The following is a 22122-nucleotide window of genomic DNA, read 5'->3' as shown; positions in this document are numbered from 1 at the left end:
AGAGATGTGTAAGAAAAACATCGTGTAAGAGAACCGCCTCCCACACGATGTTTCTTTCATCAAACCATAATCTTACTCATGTCTTTCGTAAACGCTACTGGGTCCTCAATCGGCAGCCCTTCAATTAATAACGCCTGGTTGTAAAGCAAGTTGGTATATAGTTCCAATTTATCCTGATCATTTCCTTGCGCTTCTTCCAATGCTTTAAAAATATTATGATCGACATTGATTTCCAATACTTTGTCAGCCTGGATCTGCTGATTATCCGGCATTGCATTAATAATTTTCTCCATCTCCAAGGAAATTTCACCATCTGCAGAAAGCACAACCGGATAGGATTTCAGTCGTTTCGAAACTCGTACATCCTTCACTTTGTCACCAAGTACTTCTTTCATTGCTTGTAATAACGCTTGATGGCTTTCTGTTTCTTCCTTCTCTTCCTCTTTTTCTTCCTCTTCAATACCAAGGTCGCCGCTGGACACAGAACGGAATTCTTTATCCTGATATTGCATCAGCATTTTAATCGCAAATTCATCCACTTCATCTGTGAAATAAAGAATTTCATAGCCTTTATCTGCAACAATTTCCGTTTGCGGCAGCTTTGCAATACGCTCGTTGGAATCTCCAGAAGCATAATAAATATATTTTTGATCTTCCGGCATCCGTGACACATATTCCTCTAGCGTTACCAGCTTCTTCTCTGTAGAAGAATAGAATAGCAGCAGATCCTGCAGGTCCTCTTTATGCTGGCCAAAGTCACTGTAAACACCAAATTTAATTTGCTGGCCAAATGCTTTAAAGAAGGTTTCATACTTGTCACGCTCATCACGGAGCATACTGAGCAGCTGCTGTTTGATTTTCTTATGGATATTTTTCGCAATAATTTTCAGTTGACGGTCATGCTGCAACATTTCCCTGGAAATATTTAAAGATAGATCCTCTGAATCTACTATCCCCTTCACAAAGCTGAAGTAGTCCGGCAGTAAATCAGCACATTTTTCCATAATTAATACGCCATTGGAATAGAGTTCCAATCCTTTTTCAAATTCTCTGGAATAGTAGTTAAATGGCGGCTGCTCCGGAATATACAGAATTGCATTGTAACGGACTGCTCCGTCAACGTTAATATGGATATGACGCAACGGCTGATCAAATCCGTACCGTTTTTCCTGATAGAAGTTGGTGTAATCTTCATCCGTCAGCTCACTTTTATTCTTCTTCCAGATAGGAACCATTGTATTCAACGTCTGTTCTTCAATCACATCTTCATATTCGTCTTCTGTTCCTTCTTTCAGCTTGCTTTCCGTAACATCCATTTTAATCGGATAGCGGATAAAGTCAGAGTATTTCTTGACGATCTGTTTTAATGTAGACGCTTCTAAAAATTCGTCGTAGTTTTCCTCTTCCTGGTTTTCCTTTAATTCCAGAATAATTTCTGTTCCAACCTGTTCGCGGTCAATTGGTGTAATCGTATAGCCGTCTGATCCTTGGGAAACCCATTTATACCCTTCTTCGCTATCAATGGATTTGGTAAGTACGGTGACTTTGTCTGCAACCATAAATGCCGCATAAAAACCGACACCAAATTGGCCGATAATATCATACCCGTCTTTAATTTCATTTTCTGATTTAAAGGTATGGGAACCGCTTTTTGCAATCACGCCGAGGTTGTCTTCCAATTCTTCTTTTGTCATCCCGATGCCTGTGTCCACTACAGTTAATGTACGATTTTCTTTATTAGGAGTCAGTTTAATATAGTAATTATTTTGGTCGAATGTTAAAGAATCATCTGTTAATGCTTTATAATAAATTTTGTCAATGGCATCACTGGCGTTGGAGATTAATTCACGCAAGAAAATCTCCCGCTGGGAATAGATGGAATGGATAACCATATCTAATAATTTCTGTGATTCTGCTTTAAACTCATGCTTTGCCATTATCTGCTCTCTCCTTTTTTTCTGTTTTTAGCACTCTCAATCATAGAGTGCTAAACCTCTATTACATGAATACCATATTCTATTTTACCTGTCAATATTAGTCGCATATCACCGCAACAATCTGTATAATAGAAAATATATAGAAGAGGAGGGGTCTCGATGCTTCATGAATGGTTAAAAGATTCCAATCACACTGTTGTTTTCACTGGTGCAGGAATGTCTACAGAAAGCGGACTGCCTGATTTCCGCTCTACCAACCGGGGACTTTGGCGAAAGAAAGATCCAAGCAGAATCGCCAGTGTGGATGCGTTAAATCATCACGTAGAAGATTTTATCGAATTTTACCGTGAGCGGGTTCTTGGTGTTACAGAAGTTAGTCCGCATCAAGGTCATCATATTCTTGCCGATTGGGAGAATAAGGGGCTTGTCCAGGCAATCATTACACAAAATGTCGATGGCTTTCATCAAGATGCAGGAAGTAAACACGTTCATGAACTTCATGGAACCCTGCAAAAGTTGCATTGCCAGAGCTGCGGAAAAGTCTATGATAGCTCTGCTTATATAAATGAAGATTATCATTGTTCTTGCGGAGGCGTACTCAGACCTTCTATTGTATTATTTGGGGAAATGCTCCCCGAGGATGCCTTTTCATCTGCTTTTGAACATGCAAAGAAAGCTGATTTATTTATCGTATTAGGATCCTCGCTATCCGTCACACCTGCCAATCAATTTCCGGAAATCGCAAAACAACATGGTGCCAAACTTGTCATTGTGAACCAGGAGAAAACACCTTTAGATGATTATGCAGATTTAGTTGTTTTTGACCGGAAAATTGGAACATTCTTAGAAGAAACTGATACATTGCTATAAAAAAGGAAAGGCAAGGGAGCGCTAAATGATATGCCCCCCTGCCTTTCCTTTTTACATGTACTGATACGTTTCCATTCTTATGTCATCCATTTTGGCGGTGTATTTCTATCCCAGTAAATATCTCCGATAGGATGATGTTTTTGGAAACCATCTTCGCTCAGGTGGTAATGAAAATGAAAATAATGCCCTTCTAATGGTCTATTTTCACGGCGGACATGAAACTTTACCAAGGTCTCACCCGAACGATTATTGGAAACATTAAACATGCGCTCTCCATAGCCTTTGGAAGGTTTCTCTGTAATAGCTATGTCGTTATACGCTTCCGAATGTTCAACGAGGTCAACCAGCATGGTTTCCATTTGCGGCAAAATAGCAGCAGCAAATTCATCCTCTACCTTATCAGTGATTTTTGGTCCAAATTTCTCGAGGCTCAATACCTTTGCTTCTTTTTGAAGATGCTTCAGATAGGATGCTCTTGCGTCCTCGACAATATAGGATTGGGTGGCCTCTTTAATGACAGATGCTGTATCGATATCTGATGAAGAAGATACACTGTTGTCGCTCCGTTTATCTGCATCCACTTCCAGCAGATTAGTGGGCGAGTAGATTCCTAACGTCAGAATCGTTATAAATACAACTGCTATTCTTCTCCACCAAAGCTTCATCTGTCTCACCCGACTTCCGTACTTTTTCTTTATTTTACCATGAATCGGTGTATTGTCTATCCAACTTTTTTACTTTTTTGAATTTTGTTCAACTAAATAACATCGCTTACAAAAGAAGGTGGCAGGATACATGTATCTTCTTTTTCAAACAAAGATGGTAAAGCGTACATTTTTCATTTTAAAATAAAAGTTTAGTCAATATACCGCTAAGCAAAATGGCCATACCGATTCCGATTACCATCCTTCTAGCTAACATACGAGATTCATTTTTTGTATTGTTCATCTGTATCGCCAACTTTCATCATTATTCCGACTTCGTGACAATAGAAAATACACCTTTACTTTCTCATACTGTTTCCAATAATGCAATTACCTTAAACGCCCTATGAGATTGGCTTAAACTGGCCAGCCTTCGCGATTATATGCCATATCCCAAAACATATACTCATAGCGGCTGGTATTCAGAAAAATAGCTTCTAAATGATTCAGCTCTGTTTCTGTACAGCCTTCCGCAAGCTCATCTAACTTTTCCATCAGCCATTTGCCGATGGAGCCAAATTCATCTGAACTGTACATTTTCACCCATTCCCCATACTGTTCATGCTCCAACGCACCCGGTTTTTTTGCCAGCTCCAGACCAATTTCATAATAACTCCAGGCACATGGCAGAATCGCTGCAACCAATGCTGCTAAAGAGCCTTTTTGTGCCTCTGCAAGCATATTACTGCTGTAAGCAAGCGTTACAGGTCCCGGAACCGTAGATTCTAGTTCCTCTCTGGAAATGCCGAGACGCTCGGCATATTGGCGATGAAGATCCATTTCAAAATTCAGGGTTTCATCTAGTGATTTGGCAAAGCCGGACATCGTATCTAAGTCCTTCGCAAGCACCGTTCCCATCGCAATTACTTTGGAGTACTCTATCAAATACTTGTAATCCTGACACATGTAGAATTTAAATGCCTCTATATCAAGTGTTCCATTACCAATTCCTTGTACAAATGGATGCTGGTGACTTTTCTCCCAAATCGAATCTGCTGCCTTGCGAATACGTTCTGTAAATTTCATGCTCTATGCACTCCCTTTTCTATCATTTTTATAAATGCCTTATTCCTGTTTTTCTGTTTGACACCATTTCAAAATAAATTGCAGCAGGGACACTGTATAATCTACTAACTCGTCGATATTTACCTGCTCATCTACGGCATGGGCATGCTTCAATTCACCCGGTCCATAGCAGGCTGTCGGAATCCCGTACGCTGCCAGCCAGCCGCCGTCTGTTACTGTTTCAGACATTCGGACTTTCGCTTCCTTGCCAAAAGCTTTGCTATGACTCTCCTGTAACATGGCAAAAGCAGCGTGCTCTTCATCTACGGAGAAAGACGGGAAAATTTCACCTCGGTCCACGATCATCGATTCGCCGCCCCATTCAAATGTTGGCAGGTTATCCCGCATCCAGACATCCGCTTCAGCCGTCTTTCGTAAATGGGACTCAATTTCTTCAGCAACCTGTTCAGCCGTCTCATCGGGATAGTAATGAACAGTAATCCATAAGCGGCATTCATCAGCAATAAAAGCAGCATGTCTTCCGCCCTCAATCACTGCCGGGTTGATCGTATTGGTTCCTGGCGGGAAGCCTGGATAGGATTTGGTCACTGCCCAATGACGCTCCAGCTCCTGCAAAGCCGTAATCAGCTTATTCATCTTTTCAATGGCACTGGCCCCTTTCATCCCGCCGCCTGCATGAATGAGCTGACGGCGTGTCCCATCATGGTGCGTGGTCGGGCTTTTCACCGTAATCCAGCCGGTAATAACGCCTCCTTGCCCGTGTATTTCACAATGGCTTGTATCTGCAACAATAGCATAATCTGCTGTATACCCGCGTTCTCCGCATTGCTTCGTCCCTGCTTCTCCGACTTCTTCCCCAATGACGGACTGCAGAATAACGTCTCCGCCAAGCTGAATCTGATGGTCATACAACAGACGCATCGCAAATAAACATGCTGCCAGACCGCCTTTCATATCTGCTGTTCCCCGTCCATATAACGTACGTCCTTCCACTGTTGGCTGAAATGGCCCATGCTTCCAGTTTTCACCTTCCTCTATAGAAGCGACATCCACATGCCCATTAAGAATCAGGCTGTTATATGTATCAGAAGCAGTCCCACGCAAACAGCCGACGACATTCGGATCATCAGGGTACACATTCCATTGATCTGTTTCAAAATGCATTTCCTCCAGGTAATTCGCAATATAAGCTTGGATATCCTCTGTATTTCGTGCAGGCGGGGCTGGTGTTTCAAAGCGAATTAAATCGCTGACAAGCGCTATTAACTCATCTTCTCGATTTCGAACCTCCTGAATGACCCTGTCCATTCAAAAAACCTCCTTTTCAGCACGCAAAAAAACCGCCTCCTGATATAGAAAGCGGCAGAAAAGTTTGATTCATTTGCCTATAGGCATATTCCGCCCACTTCCCTCCGCTAGTACGAACTAGATCAGGTTGGTAAGGGTCAAGACAATATGCCTCTCTCAGCTTAGTAAGCACCCCTAGTGGATCCATTGCGTATGTATTTATCCATTTTAGATTACCATACGGATTTGTAAGCGTAAAGCATAGTTTAAATTATATTATTGGAATCATCCTAATTATTGCAAGAATTTCAATCTATCTACAGGGAAAGTATGCCTATATCACATGTTTTCCAGCAGTTTAACTCCCTAAAAATGTTATAATAAATTTTGAAATAGTTGCAGATAAGGAAGTGAGCCATGGAACGATTTAAAAAATTAGGTGCTTATGCAATTGGGATTTTTATTTTAATCATCTGTATCACGGTGATAGCAGATGAATCAAAGCTTCTATATCCTTTATTACAGGGGAAAAACGGGGAAGAAAAAGAAGTGACCACTGTCGGTAAAACCGTATCCAGTGATTTATTTGGCAGCTTGAAATATTATGCTGTTTTAGAAGACGACGCACTCCTTCAGCTCACTCGTCATTCATCTGATCAAGAAATTTCTTTATTAACTAAACAGGAATTTGAACAGTTGGATGCCGGAGAAACGATCACGAAGAATGATTCTGGTATAACAGACGAGGATCAGAAATCACAAATAACAGAGCATCTTATTGTTATCATCGTCTTTAGTATCTATCCTTCAGGTTTTCTTGTTTATAATATTAGTCATATCCCTTTCTTTAAAAAATGGAGAGAAAAGGGTGCTACATTTTTTATATTTATTGTGTCAGGAATCTTATGCCTGGTGTTTATAATGACATATGTATTTATGGGAAAGTCTATCATTAGTGTGGTTCAATCCTATAGTGGGGACCAAATCGAAGTGGAAGCCTTTATTTCCGACACAGCACACGAACGTAATACCGGACGCTTTAGTCGAGATTCGTATTATTTACATTTATCTTTTTATACAGAAGATGGGGATGAAGAAATTTTTATTTCTAAAGAAGTCTCTTCTCGTATATATTCTCAAAATCACTTTTCCATTCCTGTCCGTTATCCTGAGGGACAACCTTATAAAGCGCACATAGCAGGGACGAAATTCGGGGATTTTATCGGATCCAGCTTTATTATTTACAGCTGCACCCTCATCATTACAGTTTTTTTAATTTATGCTGCTTTTTTAATGCGAAGAAAGAAGAAAACAGGCTCTTTTTATAAGAAAAAGGATTTCTCCAATAAATAGCGAATACATAAGATATACCATTTACAGAGAGGAGTATTCCCTATGCTTATAAAGCCATCGAAGTTGTCCCCAGGTGATAAAGTAGCAACTGTCAGCCTCTCCTGGGGCGGAGCAGGTGAACCTTCCTTACAGTGGCGTTACCAGCAAGGTGCGGAACGCTTAAAAACCGTCTTCGGGCTGGAAGTTGTTCCAATGCCCAACAGCTTAAAAGGACAAACTTATATAGATGAACATCCCGAGGCACGAGCAGAAGATTTAATGGCTGCATTCAGAGACCCTGAAATCAAAGCAATTATCTCTAATATTGGCGGTGATGACAGTATTCGTCTGCTTCCTTATATCGATTTTGAGATTATCCAACAAAACCCAAAGATTTTTATGGGATTTTCTGATACGACGATTGCTCATTTATTCTGCCTGCATGCAGGCCTATCCTCCTTTTACGGACCGGCAATCATGACCGATTTTGCAGAAAATGTGGCGATGGATGATTATACAGTGAAAGCCATTCACAATATGCTTTTTGAAGCGGAGGCAGTCGGTGACATTTCCGCACCGGAAAAATGGACAAGTGAATTTCTCGAATGGGACATTTCTAATCAAAACATTACCAGGAAAATGCTTCCTAACAAAGGCTATGAGCTCCTGCAAGGAAACGGCATCGCAAAAGGACGCCTTATTGGCGGCTGTATCGAAGTGCTTGAGTTTGCGAAAGGAACCATCATCTGGCCGCAGCCGGAAGCATGGGAGAACAGCATTCTCTTTTTGGAAACATCGGAAGAAAAGTCAGACCCTGAATTAATAAACAGATGGCTCAGAAATTATGCAGCCCAAGGGATACTCCAGCAAGCAAATGGAATGATTTTTGCCAAGCCTTATGGAGAGGTGCATGATGAAGCGTATAAAGAAGTGATATTATCCGTTTTAGCAGAAAACGGGCTGACAAATCTTCCTGTACTATATGGTGTTTCTTTTGGACATACGGAACCCAAAACACCTATTCCTTATGGCAGGCTGGCTCAAGTCAATTGTCATCACGCATCCTTTTCCATTATAGAAGCAGCTGTTACGGACTAAGTACAGCTGTTTTTACTTGATATAAATATTTAAATACCTCTCATTCGTGCATTAAGTACAGACAGTGATATAATATGTATGCGAAACATCCTAAATAAGCACTTCTTACTTCATACTTATAGGGAGTTTATAGTAAAATAGAATGGAATCGGCATCATTACTAGAGGCTGAAAAAATAAGCCTTTCAACTATATGCAGGAGGAATTTGGGGCATGCAAAAACTTATTATTCCTGAAGAGGATATTGTGCTTGCTATATGTATATACATTGCTGAAAAACAAAATATAGACCCGGATAATGTTCAAGTAGAATTATTTTATGACGATTATTCCGGCGTTTCAGCAGAAATCATAACGCCATCCGGAAAACAGGAATTGATTACCAAGCACATTATTACTGCATTAAGAGAATGGATTAAAAACAATCTCCATGCTGATCCTTATGCAGGTTTAAAACTGGATTTAGATAGGCGAAACGGTATTTATGCACGCCTTCGTTATGAAAGTTAGTTTCTCACAACATTTTGTTCTTATTTTTCATTTCGATTTATTTACATAATTTTTAAAGGCTCATCACCAAAATCTATGGTTGACGATTAAATAGCATCTTGCATGTAAGCCCAATTACATTCAACTAAAATACGGTTCTCGTATACATCCCGATTACGTGTGAAAAAATGCCGGCGCTGTATCGCTTTTATCTTATTATGACGTCCTTCTACAACAGCGTTTGTAAAGCGCATCCGGTGATAGTTAATCACTTCTGTTTCCCAGTTTTTAATCGTTCGGAGACAGGATTCAACTGCTTTATGCTTGATATGATGACCTTGTCGATACCACTGTTCCAGCATTTGTTTGGCCTGCTCTGCATTTAAACTCAAATCATACCAGTCAATAAAAGCTTCTTTCCATTTATAGACGGCTTTTAATTGGCTATCATAGTTTAAAAGGGTCCGAACCGTCGTCTGATTTTTTTTGGACAACGTATCATAACGTGTTTCCAGCAGCTGGTGATGGCGCTTCAACTGTTTTCTTGCTTGCGTAGAAAGTTTTCTTTGTACCTCTTTTCGCACGGCATGCATTGCATCGGTCACATAGCGATTAACATGAAATCGATCGGCAATTCGAATCGCTTGCGGGAAGGTTTCTTTGACAAACTTGTGATAGGTGTAACTTAAATCCATCACCACAGCGATAGGATTTAATAAATGTATATAGGAAGATGTTTTTCGAAACGTTTGTAAGTCTTCCTGTTTCCGCCCGGAAATGATATCCAGCATGTTGCCGCCTTTTAAATCATGCATGCCTGTATTATAGGTATGTCCTTTTCGGACGGCAAAATCATCGATGCCAAGCACCAACTGTCCACGCTGGATCGCATCTTGAATGCAGGTCGCTTGGGTATACATCCGTTCTGCTTGAAGTCCTTTTTTAAAATATCTTTCTGCTGTGGAATAGGGAACGCATTGAGAAGTAGACATGGATTGTACCGTTACACCCTGTCCTTGTTTCATCAACTGATGTTGAAAGGCTCTTGTATACCGTTTTTTCGGCGGAACAAAATCATATTGCCAAACGAAATGCGCGCTGCATTGCTGGCATTCCATATTCACTGCTGGAACCCAAAGGATGGTCTGCCATTCTGCCAATGGTAAGTGGCGGACATGACGGTGATATAATACCCCATCCCGATGAACATCATGACTGCCGCAATAAGGACACGGTTGGACGTGCTGTATCGGCTCAACAGACAGGTAAACCATACCTGTTTTGTCATCAAATAATATATTTTTCACGTTTATTTCTGGAAGTTGAATCAATTTATTGATATAGTGAAATTGCACCGGTAACACCTCGCTATTTTGGTTGTTGGTACTTTCACTATAGCAGGGTTACGGGTGTTTTTTCATGTATTTGGAACTATTACCACATTTAACCTGATGTGTCACCCATAGATTTTGGTGTAGAACCTTTTTAAATGATGGAAAAGTTTAAAATCGAATAGGATAAGTTCTCATTTCATCATGTACTTATTTTTATTTTTTCGTATTGATTCGCTCTACTTCTAAGTTTCCGTGAGACAGACTTCCAAGTGTATATACATATAGTAAAATCCCTTGTTTCTTATTCAAACAGATACAAGGGATTTTTTAATAGATAAATGACTCCTTTCTGTCTGCTCCCCATTATTTCTTCTCTCCTGTTCTGATTTCCAGTACAAGCTCATATACTGAACCAATGACTTGATGGAGAAAGGAGAGATAGCTTGGAGCTTATACAAACAGTCGGACAGATTCTCCTTATCAATATTTTATTAAGTGGAGATAACGCCATTGTGATTGCGATGGCAAGCCGAAATCTTCCAGATCATCTTCAGGGACGAGCTATTCGCTGGGGAACATTTGGCGCCATTGGGCTTCGGATTCTCTTTGTGTTTATTATGATTTATTTACTGCAATTGCCCTTTATTCAGTTTATCGGCGGATGTCTTCTGTTATATGTAGCTTATAAATTATTAGTAGACAAGCAAGACCACAGCCAGATGAAAAGCGGCAATTCTTTACGGGAAGCAATTACGATTATTATTTTTGCAGATGTCATTATGAGTCTGGACAATGTGCTGGCTATCGCTGCCATCGCTGATAGTGACTTATTATTAATCATCGCCGGGATTATTTTAAGCATCCCGATTATCTTAACCGCCAGCGAATTAATTCTAAAATTGATCGAACGGTTTCCCATTATTATTTATATCGGGGCAGGGTTGCTTGCCTGGACAGCCGGGAAAATGCTGTTAGAAGAAGCATTTATTCAACAACTGATTGCTTCACTGAAATATGGGCAGCTGATTTTTCTTAATATCCTTACCCTTGCGATTCTTTTTATTGGGAAATGGCGCAGGCACCAATCAGAAATGACCGTATAAAAAAACCTCTTATGTGACGTTTAATGCCGCATAAGAGGTTTTGTGGTCTACATACTTTGATACGTTTTGGCTTTCCTGAACAAGACTGCTGTAATAATCAAACCAATTGCTGCAAAGCTTAACAAAATAGTTTGAATCGGGATGTTTGCAGCGGATAATCCGGAAACAAGTGCATAGGAAATAGGATCGAATCCATTCATCGCCAGAAAGATGATGCTCATCACCCTTCCCATCATAAAATCCGCTGCCTGTTCTTGCGCAGCCGTGAAGAACGGGATAAATACAAATGACATAGAGAACCCGATAAAGAAGACAACGATGGTCAACATCGTTAAATGAGGCACCAGCGCAAAAACAACGTAAGCGATTAGTGCTCCGGATAATCCAAATAAAGAAGTTCTCCCCTTCTTGTTGATTAACACGGTACTCAGCACACCTGTACCGGCTACTAGACCAAGACCGAGGCTGGCCTCCATATAACTCAGATTAAGCGGCGACCCTCCGTAACTTTCCACCAGAAATGGAATCGCAATATGCAACGTTCCAAACACAAAAAAGTTCAGTGTAATTAACACCACTAACCCAGTCATCAGAAAACGGGAACTGCGAATATACGCAAGGCCCTGCTTGATTTCCTGTACGGGTTTTTGTTTCTCCTGCAATGCAACTGGCCCCTCACGGATAAAACGCGGATAAATAATTACCGCTGAGAGAAGCGCTAAAACCATCGCTATAAAATAACTTCCGCTGACACCAATCGACTCCATCAGCACGCCAGCAACAATCGGGCCTGCTACGAAGGAAACTTGATCCACTCCTTGAAATAAGGCATTGGCACGCTGCAGCTGGCTTTTCGCCACGATTTTAGGAATCATCGACGTACTTGCCGGCCCAAAGAAAGCATCCAGCATGCCAAACCCGGCAGCAATGACTAAAAGCAGCACAGTTGATAGTCCATCGTTTTGAACCAATATGAATAACAGAAGCAGGAGAATAGCCTGCACAAAATTAGTTATAAACATAATCGAAGTCTTTTTATAACGATCCGCTACCACGCCTCCGAAAATCATCATCGCAATCCGCGGAACCGTCGCAGCAATTAACACAAGCCCTAACGCACTCGCCGATCCATTGTCACTGATCACAAACCAGGTCGTTGTCGTTAAAAACATACTGAAACTGACAACGCCAAAAATACCAGCAATAAACAACAGCACAAACGTACGATTTTTTGATAACGGCTGAGATTCCATACCATTCTCCTCCTGTCTTCTATAGAATGAAACAAAGCCATGTAAAATGTAAAAGCTTTGTATTTATTTTTCACAAAACATGTTTTATAATGAAAACAACAGCACCTACCGACCGTTCGTTTCCAAAGAAATTTTACCCGACAACAACGGCTTTGTCAAAGGAGAATGATCATGCATACCAAAGAAAAAATATTACTCGAAGGATTGGAGCTTTTTGCCGCACTTGGCTATAACGGAACGTCCATGACCAAGATTGCCAATCAAGTCGGCCTGCAAAAATCCTCCCTCTACGCACATTACAGCAGTAAAGAAGCATTGTTTTTCGATGTCACCACAAAAATCGCTGCTGATTACGTGCAATTTGTACAGTCCACTTTTGATAATGAAGGGCAGACTATAAAGGAAAAGCTGCACCTCTCATTCCAGGCACATGTAAAGGACTTGGCTATTCACAACAGCAGCATCGAATTTTACAATCGTTTCTCTTCCTATCCGCCCAAAGGATTTGAGGACAGGATTTTGGCGTTATTACGTGACAGTGAGGAACAAGCGCGGGCTGCATTCAAAGAGGAAATCATCAAAGCGCAGGAAGCCGGATCTGTTTCTGAAGCGGTTACGCCGGAAGAAGCTGCACGTGCTTTTTATGGATTATTGGACGGGTTATCCTATGAAACAAGCTATTATGATATGGATGTGATTGAAAGCCATGGAGAGGCTATGTGGAAGGTGTTTTGGCGGGGAGTGAAGGCATGAACTGAAAAGTTCATCATTTATTTTATCAGAGGCTCAAAATAGAATATTATTTACACTGATTTGATTGTTTCAATCTCTGTATCACTTAAATCAGATATAGCAAATCCAATTATTTGATTATCGTTTATATATAATTTTATTCGATCATTTTTATAGCATTCTTCAGGCTGAAAGTCCTTTGTAAAACTACATATGAGGTCCTTATCTTTAAAAAACAGATAATACTGTTCATCATTATCAATATAATCATTCTGTTTTTTGAAAATAGATGTATCAGTAAATATGAGCCCCTTTTTTTCTTGATTCATTATCTCTTCCTGCATGTTAACAAAAAAAGCAGAATCAATATAAAATACAATCGTTTGTATACTGCCATCACTGCTATCCACCCCTATTTCTAGTGGTGGAACTCTACCTGTTTTTATGAATCTCCAATAGTCATAGTAATCTTTCATATTTTGTTTATCCAATTTGATTGAAATCATTAACAAATCTTCTACAACTTTTTCCATAGCTATTTCATTACTTGTTTCAGTATTTTTATTTCCTATCTTTTTCAACACATGAAATCCCCCTAGATTTAACTTGAAATTAAGATAGAGTATTAGCCATTTCTTCATAGTTCATTTTCATATTTCCTCACACCTGTACCATATAATCTAAAGTTTAAAAACCTTGAAAAACTATTTAGCTTATCAAGATATATTTTTAAAGTCGCATCTTTGTTTTCCGTTATTCCCTTTTCCACACTCTTTTTCCATCGGGTAAAAATACTGCACCTGGCGGATTATCATACAATGAAACTTCAATCAACGAACCGTTTTTTTGTTTCAACCAATTATATACACTATTTTCATTATTAGTAGGATGGGATAAAATGTGATTCACTTGAAACACAGCTGCATCATATTCTATATAATTATTGTCGTCCTCACCTAATTCATTATCTGTTTCAAAAACTGTATCTAGTTCACCAATAATTCTTAACCCATTCTCCCATTCTAGTATCATACCACTCTCCTCATACTTTATTAATGTTCCTATTAAACAATCATAGCCCATATGCATCCTCCGTTCGTATGTCTTTTATTCATAATTACCAACACAAAGAAAGATATTATTTTATTTATGGGAAGTATCAAGCAGCCAGTATAGAAATAAATAAAAACGGTCCATGCACGTGAACCAAAATCCTTATGAGGATACGTTCACGGAGCTTGACCGTTTTCTTTCATTTCAAACTTGGTTATTGATGCTTCTTATTTCTCTCCGCTTCTTTTTGCCGATGGTTGTCATACCAAAACCAACAGCCTAAGAGAGTGAAGAAGCCTAGAACAGCGGTATCTACAAATTTCGAGAACCCTACTGTAGCATTTAGAATAACAACAATTGCTACTAAACTGCACCCTAGGATGAGTTGTTTTTTTGTAAACATAACATCTCCTCCTTGCTGTTCCTAAAATACATATCAAAGCTAGTATCTTTTACGAAATTCTCGTCCCATTCGTCACTTTTTCATCCGGACGAAGCAAAACCACGTCGCCCTCTTCTTCCACGCCGCCAACCACAAGCACCTCTGATTTAAAACCGGCAATCCTGCGCGGCGGAAAGTTAACAACCGCCACAACTTGGCGTCCAATCACTTCTTCCGGGGTATAACGCTTGGTAATTTGCGCAGAGGATTGTTTTTCTCCAATTTCTTCTCCAAAATCTATCCGCAATTTAATCGCCGGTACACGCGCTTTTTCTAGTGGTTCTGCATGTAATACGGTACCTACACGTAAATCAATCTCCATAAATTCTTCAAATGTTGCCATTCTAATATCCTCCTTGTGTACTAATTTTCAAATTATTCCTATTATATCTATCTTAATAGAGATGCATACTTGAAAGCAAACAAATAAAGTGAAGCAGGTTTTAAAAAATGCTGTTTCTTCTATAATGAAACTTTTCTTCCTCTTTATCGTATTTCTAATATATAAAGTGGACCAACATACATCAATCCAGACACATTCTACAATTTGCGGAGGCGATTCCCATGCTACACGTACATATCGATTCAGCAGGATATCAGCCAAAAGAACTTTACCTGAAAGACATTGATTTCATCATCAACCCTGGCGAAATCGTCGGTCTCATCGGAGCAAACGGCGCCGGGAAAAGTACGACCATTAAATCCATCATTGGCACCATCGAACACTTCCATGGAAACATTGCATTAGAAGCAGGCAAACAGCTGGCATATATCCCCGAGGAACCGATTCTCTATGATCGCCTTACGCTCTGGGAGCATCTGCGGCTTGCAGCGACGTCATATGAAATGCCCGCAGCTGTCTGGGAGCCGCGGGCGAAAGATCTTCTTAAAAAATTCTCCCTTACCGGTAAAGAACATGAGCTTCCCATTCATTTTTCCAAAGGGATGCGGCAAAAAACATTGATTTGTCTCAGCTTTATGACAGAAGCGGATATTTATATCATTGATGAACCTTTTATCGGTTTAGACCCTATCGCAACCAAACACCTGATCAACCTGCTATATCAGGAGAAAGCTCGTGGAGCAGCTTTGTTAATGTCTACGCATGTTCTTGATTCTGCAGAGAAACTCTGTGACCGTTTTATTCTTTTAAACGAAGGGAACGCTATCTTCCAAGGGGCTTTACAGGCGTTACAGGAAGAAACAAATCAACCTGCCGGCACTTCTCTGTTAGATTGTTTTTATGAACTGCTGGAGGAGGATACGTTATGAATGGAACTGCACGTACACTGTTTTTCAAACGACTCCAGTCTGATTATAAAAATATGTGGGAAGCCAGTAAACTTGTAATGGATTGGACATTATTTATCTATCTATTGATTCCGGGAATAGCTATTGGAGCATTTTTCTATATGGAATGGCTGCAGGATATTCCTGTTATTTTAAGATTTATCGGCTGGTATGGTTGGATGATTTTATTAGCAATCAGCTTTTTATTTTATCATATAAAGTTATTCACCTATCTGGCAGATCAGCTTTTCCTTAGTAGAAATATTCCTTTATTGCGACGGATCTCCCAATACGGCATCCTTTATTCTATCAGTATTATGTTATTTACCGCAACACTGTTATTTGTCGTAGCTGCACCCTTTTTAAGCAAGTTATTCTCTCTATCTTTCTTATCATTAGGATACCTGTGGATTTACTATCTCACCGGTGTTGGTTTGGTGACCGTGTGGAGAAAATATGCAAATATTTATATTCCTTCTTTTATATTACGTACGCTATCGTCTATGGCTCTCCTTGTCCTGTGGATAAGTTTATCATGGATTATTTTAACTCATTTTCTTCTGTGGACAATGTGGATAATTATTACCTTTACCGTTATTGCTGTTATAACGAAGCACCTAGCTTACAACGGAACGCATTTTTTAAAAATCGCCGAGAGGGATGAACAGGCTAGAGGAAAATGGGCCAATCTTTTGCTGGCTAACGCCAGACAGCAAGGATATAAACTGCCTTCTGCCAAACCGGTACGGCTCTGGAAAAACTCTCAGGTTATGTTCCAAAAGCAAAGCAGTGAGATGATATTTACCGATGCCTACTTTAAATCTTTCTTTCGTAATTTACCCGTACTGATGCCGCTTGTCCAGCTCACATCGCTTTTGATTGCGATCCTGATAATATCTGCACCGCACTGGACTGGGTACTTATTTTGGCTGGCTTCTATTTATATCATTGTAGATATTACCAAAACAGGCTGGCTCGGTTTTCGATTCAATCCCTTTATCGGGCTGTTTCCATGGAAAGAATCGGTACTGCGAAAATCTTTAGAAACAAGCGTGCTGTGTTTGAGCTCCCCTATTCTATTCGTTATTGGAATGCTTTTCGGATACTTGAAATGGGGACTTTTAGGGATGCTGATTTTTTCTGTTGGTAGTGTTCTACTGGGAATAGGACTGGTTTATTGGCATATTCGTTATATTCCGGTTCATAAAGCAGCTTCAGCAGAATAATTTCATCATTTGGCAGCTTCCTATGACCTGCTGTAAACTGAACTCAAATACTATTAATCGTGAATGGAGATTATGCCCGTGCAACATATATTAATCGTTGATGATGATACGCATATTCTGCGTTTTGTCCGTATTGAACTGGAAAAGGAAGGCTTCCTCGTTTCCGAAGCGAAGGATGGTACAGAGGCCTTAGCAATATTAAAAAAGACAGCTTGTGATTTAGCTGTTGTGGACGTGATGATGCCATTTATGGATGGCTTTCAGCTGACAAAAGAAATTCGTAAACAATATGATATCCCGATTATTTTACTCACAGCTAAAGGACAAATTGAGGATAAGGAAGCAGGTTTTCTGGCAGGAACAGATGATTATTTAGTGAAACCTTTTGAACCCCGGGAACTTAGCTTCCGTATTCATGCATTGCTGCGGCGCTATCAGCAAGAAAACGATACGAACATCATTCGATTGGGAGAAACAGTAATTAACCTCAGCAGTTATGAAGTAAAGCTTGGGGATAAAACCCTTTTACTCCCCCTAAAGGAGTTTGAATTATTAGCACTATTAGCAACTTATCCACAACATGTATTCACACGTGCGCAGTTGATTGAGAAAATCTGGGGAATGGATTATGAAGGCGAAGAACGGACCGTTGATGTGCATGTTAAACGGCTGCGCCAGCGTTTTTCGTCCGAAAACGCTGCTTTTTCGATTAAAACCGTCCGCGGCGTCGGCTATTGCTTGGAGATGGCGGAATGATGCGATCCCTTTATGTGAAATTTGCTGCTGTTACGATTGGTATTATGCTTCTTAGCGGTGTGATTGCCTTTCTCGTATCAAACATGTACTATCAATATTCCCTGAAGCCTCAAAATGATGAAAAGAATACGGAAATTGCTTTAGAAATGGCTGCTTTTATTGAAAATAATCCCGAAGTCAACATGAATGACTACCTATCGAATATGGCCGATGTCGGTTATCAACTGTACCTTGTGGATAACAATGGGCAAGGTCAATTTTTCGGATCTGATTTTCGGGAAAATAATCTAACCGATAGCGATATACAGGAAGTACTGGACGGAGAAGTCTTTCATGGAATGGCTGACTTTCCGAAGCAGACTTTTGTAACAGGATTTTTTGCAAATGAGTTAAAAAATGCGATTGGCGTACCGGTAACCTATCAGGATACTTCTTATGCGTTATTCATCCGTCCGGATATCAAACTGTTGTTTAATGAAATCCATTTATTACTTGGCGTCCTATTTGTCCTGACCATTGTCTTAAGTATTTTATTTGTGCTCTTCAGCACCAATTATTTGGTCAAACCAATTTCCCGACTTAGCCGTGCTACCAAACAGCTGGCTACAGGCGATTTTCAGGCGAATACGTTAAATACGAAGCGGAAAGATGAATTGGGAGAGTTATCCACAAGTTTTACACAGATGGCACAACAAATTGTGGAAAATGATCAGATGCGCAAGGAATTTATCTCGAATATTTCCCATGATATCCAATCTCCTTTGTCCAATATTAAAGGATACACGAATTTACTCGGTGATAAGGAAACATCTGAAGAAGATAAACAGCAATATAAAACCATTATTAACGAAGAAATCAGCAGGCTGTCCACGATGACAGACCAGCTTCTGCTTCTCACTTCGCTTGATCAGAATCAGCATATTGTAAAAAGGAAACATTTTTCTATCAGCAAGCAGCTTCAAAGTCTGTTAAAAAGCTATCAATGGCTGATTCAGGAGAAAGAAATCATGTTGAGCTATACACTTCCTGACTTAGAAATCTACGCTGATCCTTCTTTATTAAATACGGTGTGGGATAATCTGTTGTCCAATGCATTAAAATATAACCAGCAGGGCGGCAGTATTGATATCCAGCTTTCCTACACGGAGGAGGACTGTTCCATCACGTTTACAGATACCGGAATCGGCATATCGGACGAAGAAGCAGAACGTATTTTTGACCGTTTTTACCGGGCCGATGCCTCACGGACCCGTAGTGTCAAAGGAACGGGGTTAGGCTTATCGATTGTGGCTACGATTGTTGAATTGCATGGAGGTTCGGTTATTGTCCGGTCGAATGAAGAGAGTGCCGGGACGATTTTTACCGTGACATTACCTTTCAGTTAACATCAAAATAGCTTGTTTCAATGGAGCATGTAACCTTTTGGTTAGATGCTCCTTTTCACTGAACATGATAATTCATATTTCTGTTCATACTGTGTTCATATTCCCTCACTATACTTCTAGATATAAGAAAGATACAGGAGGGAAAACAAAATGAATATGGCATGGAAAGAAATGAAGAAAAATAAATTACGTTACACCATTCTCGGCTCAATTATTTTTCTGATCAGTTTACTAACCTTTATTATATCTGGCCTGGCAAATGGGCTTTCACAAGATAATGCCTCTCTGATTAAAAATTTGCCGAATGGCACGTTTTATATGGAGGAAGACGCAGATGAAACATATAACTTCTCCAGTCTGTCAGAAGAACAGCAGCAAGAAATAACAGAAGAACAGCCTGAAGCAGCTTTCTTCTCGATTCAAATGGGGAATTTTATCGACACATCTGATAAACAGCGCAGTGTTGCTTATATAGCGTCAACAGACAATGCGGACTTCCCAGAAGTCGACGCTGGTGAAGTGCTGTTAGATGCTTCGCTTGAAGAAGAAGGAGTAGCAGTTGGCGATGAAATAACCAATGAACAATGGGAGCAGCCATTAACTGTAGCAGGATTTGTCAGTCAAGAGAAATTCAGCCACTCAGCTGCAGCTTTTATCAATCCGAATGATTTCAGTACCTTTTTCCATACAGATGCGATGCAAATGGCCTTTATCGCGGATGCCGATTTACAAGGTACCAATGAAGCGCCAGCCTTTGAAGAGCTGCAAGCTTTTTCAAATAGTGATTTCTTAAATACCATTCCAAGTTATAGTGCAGAACAGATGTCACTCAATATGATTGTCATCTTTCTACTCGTTATCAGCGGGATGTTATTTGCCATCTTTTTCTATATGATTAATGTTCAAAAACTTGGCATTTACGGGATTTTAAAAGCAATTGGTGTGAAAACAGGAAAACTGTTTCAAATGATGTGGGCACAGATGCTGATTATCTCTGTGATCTCCCTGCTATTGTCTGTTATCATCAGCCAAGCTTTTCAATTACTGGCGCCAAGCGGGATGCCTTTTCACCTGACCTGGCAAACAAGCGGACTGCTCTCACTCGTTTTTATCATCATCGGCTTTATCGGCGCGACATTATCCGGTATGCAAATTAAACGTGTCGAACCAATGCAGGCTATACAGCAAGGAGAGATGTAACATGGATTTATTTACAATGAAGAACGTACAAAAAACATTTGCTCATGGAGACGTGGAAGAAAAGATATTAAAAGGCATTGATATCACACTGCCAGAGGGAAAAATTACTGCTTTGACCGGCGCTTCCGGCTCTGGTAAAAGTACACTGCTGACCATTGCTGCTGGGCTGCAAACAGCTTCCGGTGGACAGATTTCCTTCGAACAGCAGGAGCTGACCTCCATGCGTAATGAAGAACTCCGTCAAATTCGGGCAAAAGCGTTTGGTTTTATTTTTCAATTTGCGCATCTGGTTCCGTTTTTAACTGTGCGGGAACAGTTAGACTTGATGTTGGAAACGGCAGAATCTCCACTTTCCAAGCAAGTACGGAAAAAGGAAATCAAACAGGTGTTAGAGCTTGTCGGTATGTGGAAACGAAAAGACGCCTACCCGGCTTCCTTATCTGGAGGAGAAAAGCAGCGTGTCGCTGTAGCAAGAGCGATTATCCATAGTCCTCAGGTACTTTTCGCTGATGAACCAACTGCCAGTCTGGATTCGAAGCGTTCCGAGGAAGTGATGCAACTGATTCAGAAGCTCTCCAAAGAACGCAATATTACTGTTTTAATGGTCACTCATGATACGGATATACTAGACTTTGTAGACCATGTTGTTGAAATGCGGGATGGAAAAATGGTTTCGAATCAAACCATCTAAAGGCACGAGGAATAAGCTATTTTGACACAAAATAGCTTATTCCTTCATACTATATTCTCTTACTACCTTCATCATTTCTTCATCTGTCCAGATTGGTTCTACTTGGTTTTGCACATCATGAAAGTTTCGCTCAAAAGCTAAATCGACCAATCTCTTTTCTTTTTTATCAATTGCTTCCACAATCAGTTCATGATTAGCAAGAATTCGTTCAAAATCTTTTTCATCTGTCATCATCCGATAACGCATCGATAAAATAATCAGACATCCTAATACAGGTTTTAAATTATTCCAAAGCATCATAATATGATGATGACCAATGGATTGAATAATCGTTTCGTGAAATTCAAGGTCTAAAAAGGAAAATTGATCGACATCCTGATATTTAATCGCAATTTCCATCATTTCAAGCGTCTTTTTCAGCTCTTGTACCAACGTATCCGTCTGCATTTTCAAAAGACGTTCAAACGTAAAGGATTCTACCATTAAACGGACATCATAAATTTCTTCAATATTTTTCTCAGAGATACCGACAACAACGGCACCCATCCTTTCTGGCCGGACAAGATTTTCACTGGCCAAAACACGCAGCGCTTCACGGACCGGAGAACGGCTGACATCAAATAAAGCTCCCAATTGATTTTCGGAAAGAACCGTCCCTGCTTTTACTTCGCGTGAAATAATTCTCATTCTAAGCTCTGCCAGAACTTGCTCACCTTTTGATTCCTTGCTCAGCTGCTTATTTGGATAAAATGTTTTCATGCTGCATATCTCCCTTATGTATCAATGAATACTTGTATACTAACATAGTGACATAACCTCCGCATTTTGTAAACGTTTCCCGAAAAGGCGAGCCCCTTTTAACCCAATGCATGGTTGTTCTTTTCATCCATTAACATGGAAAACAAATTAGACTGT

General features: G+C 40.1%; 23 protein-coding genes and 1 riboswitch. Of the genes, 12 read left to right on the top strand and 11 right to left on the bottom strand.

The genetic code is table 11. The annotated features are described in order from the left end of the window. Positions 1–59: 59 nt before the first annotated feature. The gene (htpG, locus tag B7E05_RS02185) at positions 60–1937 is read right to left on the bottom strand and encodes a molecular chaperone HtpG (protein ID WP_080872153.1); all 1878 of its coding nucleotides are present in this window, start codon (positions 1935–1937) and stop codon (positions 60–62) included. Between the two features lie 159 nt (positions 1938–2096). Here htpG and B7E05_RS02180 point away from each other — a divergent pair, with 159 nt between their 5' ends. Next, positions 2097–2807: an NAD-dependent protein deacylase gene (locus B7E05_RS02180; RefSeq protein ID WP_080872151.1), complete on the top strand. Its 711-nt coding sequence runs from the start codon at positions 2097–2099 to the stop codon at positions 2805–2807. A gap of 77 nt (positions 2808–2884) precedes the next feature. On the opposite strand, the gene B7E05_RS02175 is transcribed toward B7E05_RS02180, so the two are convergent. The 3 genes from B7E05_RS02175 to B7E05_RS02165 all read right to left on the bottom strand — a co-directional run bounded on the left by B7E05_RS02175 (position 2885) and on the right by B7E05_RS02165 (position 5845). Next, positions 2885–3472, bottom strand: coding sequence for a YpjP family protein (locus tag B7E05_RS02175; protein WP_080872149.1), 588 nt, complete (start codon positions 3470–3472; stop codon positions 2885–2887). Positions 3473–3868: 396 nt separating this feature from the next. Then, the gene (tenA, locus tag B7E05_RS02170) at positions 3869–4537 is read right to left on the bottom strand and encodes a thiaminase II (protein WP_080872147.1); all 669 of its coding nucleotides are present in this window, start codon (positions 4535–4537) and stop codon (positions 3869–3871) included. 39 nt (positions 4538–4576) lie between these two features. Continuing rightward, entirely contained in the window at positions 4577–5845 is a 1269-nt protein-coding gene (locus tag B7E05_RS02165; protein ID WP_080872144.1) for an acetylornithine deacetylase, read from the bottom strand. 82 nt (positions 5846–5927) lie between these two features. Beyond that, positions 5928–6031, bottom strand: a riboswitch (TPP riboswitch). 210 nt (positions 6032–6241) lie between these two features. Here B7E05_RS02165 and B7E05_RS02160 point away from each other — a divergent pair. The 3 genes from B7E05_RS02160 (at position 6242) to B7E05_RS02150 (ending at position 8763) form a co-directional block, all read left to right on the top strand. After that, positions 6242–7177, top strand: coding sequence for a hypothetical protein (locus tag B7E05_RS02160; RefSeq protein ID WP_080872141.1), 936 nt, complete (start codon positions 6242–6244; stop codon positions 7175–7177). 42 nt (positions 7178–7219) lie between these two features. Beyond that, positions 7220–8254: a S66 family peptidase gene (locus tag B7E05_RS02155; protein WP_080872138.1), complete on the top strand. Its 1035-nt coding sequence runs from the start codon at positions 7220–7222 to the stop codon at positions 8252–8254. A gap of 212 nt (positions 8255–8466) precedes the next feature. After that, positions 8467–8763, top strand: a complete 297-nt coding sequence (locus B7E05_RS02150) for a DUF2653 family protein (RefSeq protein WP_080872136.1) — start codon at positions 8467–8469, stop codon at positions 8761–8763. A gap of 86 nt (positions 8764–8849) precedes the next feature. Here B7E05_RS02150 and B7E05_RS02145 read toward each other — a convergent pair whose 3' ends face one another. Beyond that, positions 8850–10097 (bottom strand): ISL3 family transposase, encoded by a 1248-nt coding sequence (locus tag B7E05_RS02145; protein WP_080872134.1) that lies wholly within the window; start codon positions 10095–10097, stop codon positions 8850–8852. A gap of 422 nt (positions 10098–10519) precedes the next feature. Here B7E05_RS02145 and B7E05_RS02140 point away from each other — a divergent pair, with 422 nt between their 5' ends. Then, positions 10520–11179 carry a TerC family protein gene (locus tag B7E05_RS02140; RefSeq protein ID WP_080872132.1) on the top strand — a complete coding sequence of 220 codons (660 nt, stop codon included), beginning with the start codon at positions 10520–10522 and terminating at the stop codon, positions 11177–11179. A gap of 47 nt (positions 11180–11226) precedes the next feature. On the opposite strand, the gene B7E05_RS02135 is transcribed toward B7E05_RS02140, so the two are convergent. Continuing rightward, complete coding sequence (locus tag B7E05_RS02135; protein ID WP_342745020.1) at positions 11227–12480, bottom strand: MFS transporter; 1254 nt, start codon at positions 12478–12480, stop codon at positions 11227–11229. A gap of 123 nt (positions 12481–12603) precedes the next feature. Here B7E05_RS02135 and B7E05_RS02130 point away from each other — a divergent pair, with 123 nt between their 5' ends. Further along, positions 12604–13185 carry a TetR/AcrR family transcriptional regulator gene (locus B7E05_RS02130; RefSeq protein WP_080872128.1) on the top strand — a complete coding sequence of 194 codons (582 nt, stop codon included), beginning with the start codon at positions 12604–12606 and terminating at the stop codon, positions 13183–13185. Between the two features lie 50 nt (positions 13186–13235). Here the strand turns inward: B7E05_RS02130 and B7E05_RS02125 are convergent, their stop codons facing one another. The 4 genes from B7E05_RS02125 to csaA form a co-directional block, all read right to left on the bottom strand. Continuing rightward, positions 13236–13748, bottom strand: a complete 513-nt coding sequence (locus B7E05_RS02125) for a hypothetical protein (protein WP_080872127.1) — start codon at positions 13746–13748, stop codon at positions 13236–13238. Between the two features lie 169 nt (positions 13749–13917). Then, positions 13918–14247 carry a hypothetical protein gene (locus B7E05_RS02120; protein WP_080872124.1) on the bottom strand — a complete coding sequence of 110 codons (330 nt, stop codon included), beginning with the start codon at positions 14245–14247 and terminating at the stop codon, positions 13918–13920. Between the two features lie 184 nt (positions 14248–14431). Continuing rightward, the gene (locus B7E05_RS02115) at positions 14432–14620 is read right to left on the bottom strand and encodes a hypothetical protein (protein WP_080872122.1); all 189 of its coding nucleotides are present in this window, start codon (positions 14618–14620) and stop codon (positions 14432–14434) included. Between the two features lie 49 nt (positions 14621–14669). Next, positions 14670–15002, bottom strand: a complete 333-nt coding sequence (csaA, locus tag B7E05_RS02110) for a chaperone CsaA (protein WP_080872120.1) — start codon at positions 15000–15002, stop codon at positions 14670–14672. Between the two features lie 221 nt (positions 15003–15223). Between csaA and B7E05_RS02105 the strand changes: the two genes are divergently transcribed. The 6 genes from B7E05_RS02105 (at position 15224) to B7E05_RS02080 (ending at position 21207) form a co-directional block, all read left to right on the top strand. Beyond that, on the top strand, positions 15224–15931 hold the full coding sequence (locus tag B7E05_RS02105) for an ABC transporter ATP-binding protein (RefSeq protein WP_080872118.1): 708 nt from the start codon (positions 15224–15226) through the stop codon (positions 15929–15931). Further along, positions 15928–17175, top strand: a complete 1248-nt coding sequence (locus B7E05_RS02100; protein ID WP_080872116.1) for an ABC transporter permease — start codon at positions 15928–15930, stop codon at positions 17173–17175. The genes B7E05_RS02105 and B7E05_RS02100 overlap by 4 nt, the downstream gene beginning before the upstream one ends. A 78-nt stretch (positions 17176–17253) precedes the next feature. Further along, positions 17254–17931, top strand: coding sequence for a response regulator transcription factor (locus tag B7E05_RS02095; RefSeq protein ID WP_143833155.1), 678 nt, complete (start codon positions 17254–17256; stop codon positions 17929–17931). Next, on the top strand, positions 17928–19316 hold the full coding sequence (locus B7E05_RS02090; protein WP_342744968.1) for a sensor histidine kinase: 1389 nt from the start codon (positions 17928–17930) through the stop codon (positions 19314–19316). Before B7E05_RS02095 ends, B7E05_RS02090 begins: the two co-directional genes overlap by 4 nt. A 150-nt stretch (positions 19317–19466) precedes the next feature. Beyond that, positions 19467–20516, top strand: coding sequence for an ABC transporter permease (locus B7E05_RS02085; protein WP_080872113.1), 1050 nt, complete (start codon positions 19467–19469; stop codon positions 20514–20516). 1 nt (position 20517) lies between these two features. Beyond that, the gene (locus B7E05_RS02080) at positions 20518–21207 is read left to right on the top strand and encodes an ABC transporter ATP-binding protein (RefSeq protein WP_080872111.1); all 690 of its coding nucleotides are present in this window, start codon (positions 20518–20520) and stop codon (positions 21205–21207) included. A gap of 36 nt (positions 21208–21243) precedes the next feature. On the opposite strand, the gene B7E05_RS02075 is transcribed toward B7E05_RS02080, so the two are convergent. After that, positions 21244–21966: a GntR family transcriptional regulator gene (locus B7E05_RS02075; protein ID WP_080872110.1), complete on the bottom strand. Its 723-nt coding sequence runs from the start codon at positions 21964–21966 to the stop codon at positions 21244–21246. Positions 21967–22122: the final 156 nt, after the last annotated feature.

This window comes from Oceanobacillus timonensis (assembly GCF_900166635.1).
Taxonomy (GTDB): domain Bacteria; phylum Bacillota; class Bacilli; order Bacillales; family Amphibacillaceae; genus Oceanobacillus; species Oceanobacillus timonensis.
This window is presented reverse-complemented; position numbering and strand designations above follow the sequence as displayed.

What these genes read in the sequence shown, in the direction of transcription:
- htpG (WP_080872153.1), bottom strand. Translation starts at nt 1,937, where the DNA reads ATGGCAAAGCATGAGTTTAAAGCAGAATCACAGAAATTATTAGATATG.
- B7E05_RS02165 (WP_080872144.1), bottom strand. Translation starts at nt 5,845, where the DNA reads ATGGACAGGGTCATTCAGGAGGTTCGAAATCGAGAAGATGAGTTAATA.
- B7E05_RS02160 (WP_080872141.1), top strand. Translation starts at nt 6,242, where the DNA reads ATGGAACGATTTAAAAAATTAGGTGCTTATGCAATTGGGATTTTTATT.
- B7E05_RS02150 (WP_080872136.1), top strand. Translation starts at nt 8,467, where the DNA reads ATGCAAAAACTTATTATTCCTGAAGAGGATATTGTGCTTGCTATATGT.
- tenA (WP_080872147.1), bottom strand. Translation starts at nt 4,537, where the DNA reads ATGAAATTTACAGAACGTATTCGCAAGGCAGCAGATTCGATTTGGGAG.
- csaA (WP_080872120.1), bottom strand. Translation starts at nt 15,002, where the DNA reads ATGGCAACATTTGAAGAATTTATGGAGATTGATTTACGTGTAGGTACC.
- B7E05_RS02155 (WP_080872138.1), top strand. Translation starts at nt 7,220, where the DNA reads ATGCTTATAAAGCCATCGAAGTTGTCCCCAGGTGATAAAGTAGCAACT.
- B7E05_RS02115 (WP_080872122.1), bottom strand. Translation starts at nt 14,620, where the DNA reads ATGTTTACAAAAAAACAACTCATCCTAGGGTGCAGTTTAGTAGCAATT.
- B7E05_RS02080 (WP_080872111.1), top strand. Translation starts at nt 20,518, where the DNA reads ATGGATTTATTTACAATGAAGAACGTACAAAAAACATTTGCTCATGGA.
- B7E05_RS02100 (WP_080872116.1), top strand. Translation starts at nt 15,928, where the DNA reads ATGAATGGAACTGCACGTACACTGTTTTTCAAACGACTCCAGTCTGAT.
- B7E05_RS02175 (WP_080872149.1), bottom strand. Translation starts at nt 3,472, where the DNA reads ATGAAGCTTTGGTGGAGAAGAATAGCAGTTGTATTTATAACGATTCTG.
- B7E05_RS02130 (WP_080872128.1), top strand. Translation starts at nt 12,604, where the DNA reads ATGCATACCAAAGAAAAAATATTACTCGAAGGATTGGAGCTTTTTGCC.
- B7E05_RS02085 (WP_080872113.1), top strand. Translation starts at nt 19,467, where the DNA reads ATGAATATGGCATGGAAAGAAATGAAGAAAAATAAATTACGTTACACC.
- B7E05_RS02075 (WP_080872110.1), bottom strand. Translation starts at nt 21,966, where the DNA reads ATGAAAACATTTTATCCAAATAAGCAGCTGAGCAAGGAATCAAAAGGT.
- B7E05_RS02090 (WP_342744968.1), top strand. Translation starts at nt 17,928, where the DNA reads ATGATGCGATCCCTTTATGTGAAATTTGCTGCTGTTACGATTGGTATT.
- B7E05_RS02180 (WP_080872151.1), top strand. Translation starts at nt 2,097, where the DNA reads ATGCTTCATGAATGGTTAAAAGATTCCAATCACACTGTTGTTTTCACT.
- B7E05_RS02105 (WP_080872118.1), top strand. Translation starts at nt 15,224, where the DNA reads ATGCTACACGTACATATCGATTCAGCAGGATATCAGCCAAAAGAACTT.
- B7E05_RS02120 (WP_080872124.1), bottom strand. Translation starts at nt 14,247, where the DNA reads ATGGGCTATGATTGTTTAATAGGAACATTAATAAAGTATGAGGAGAGT.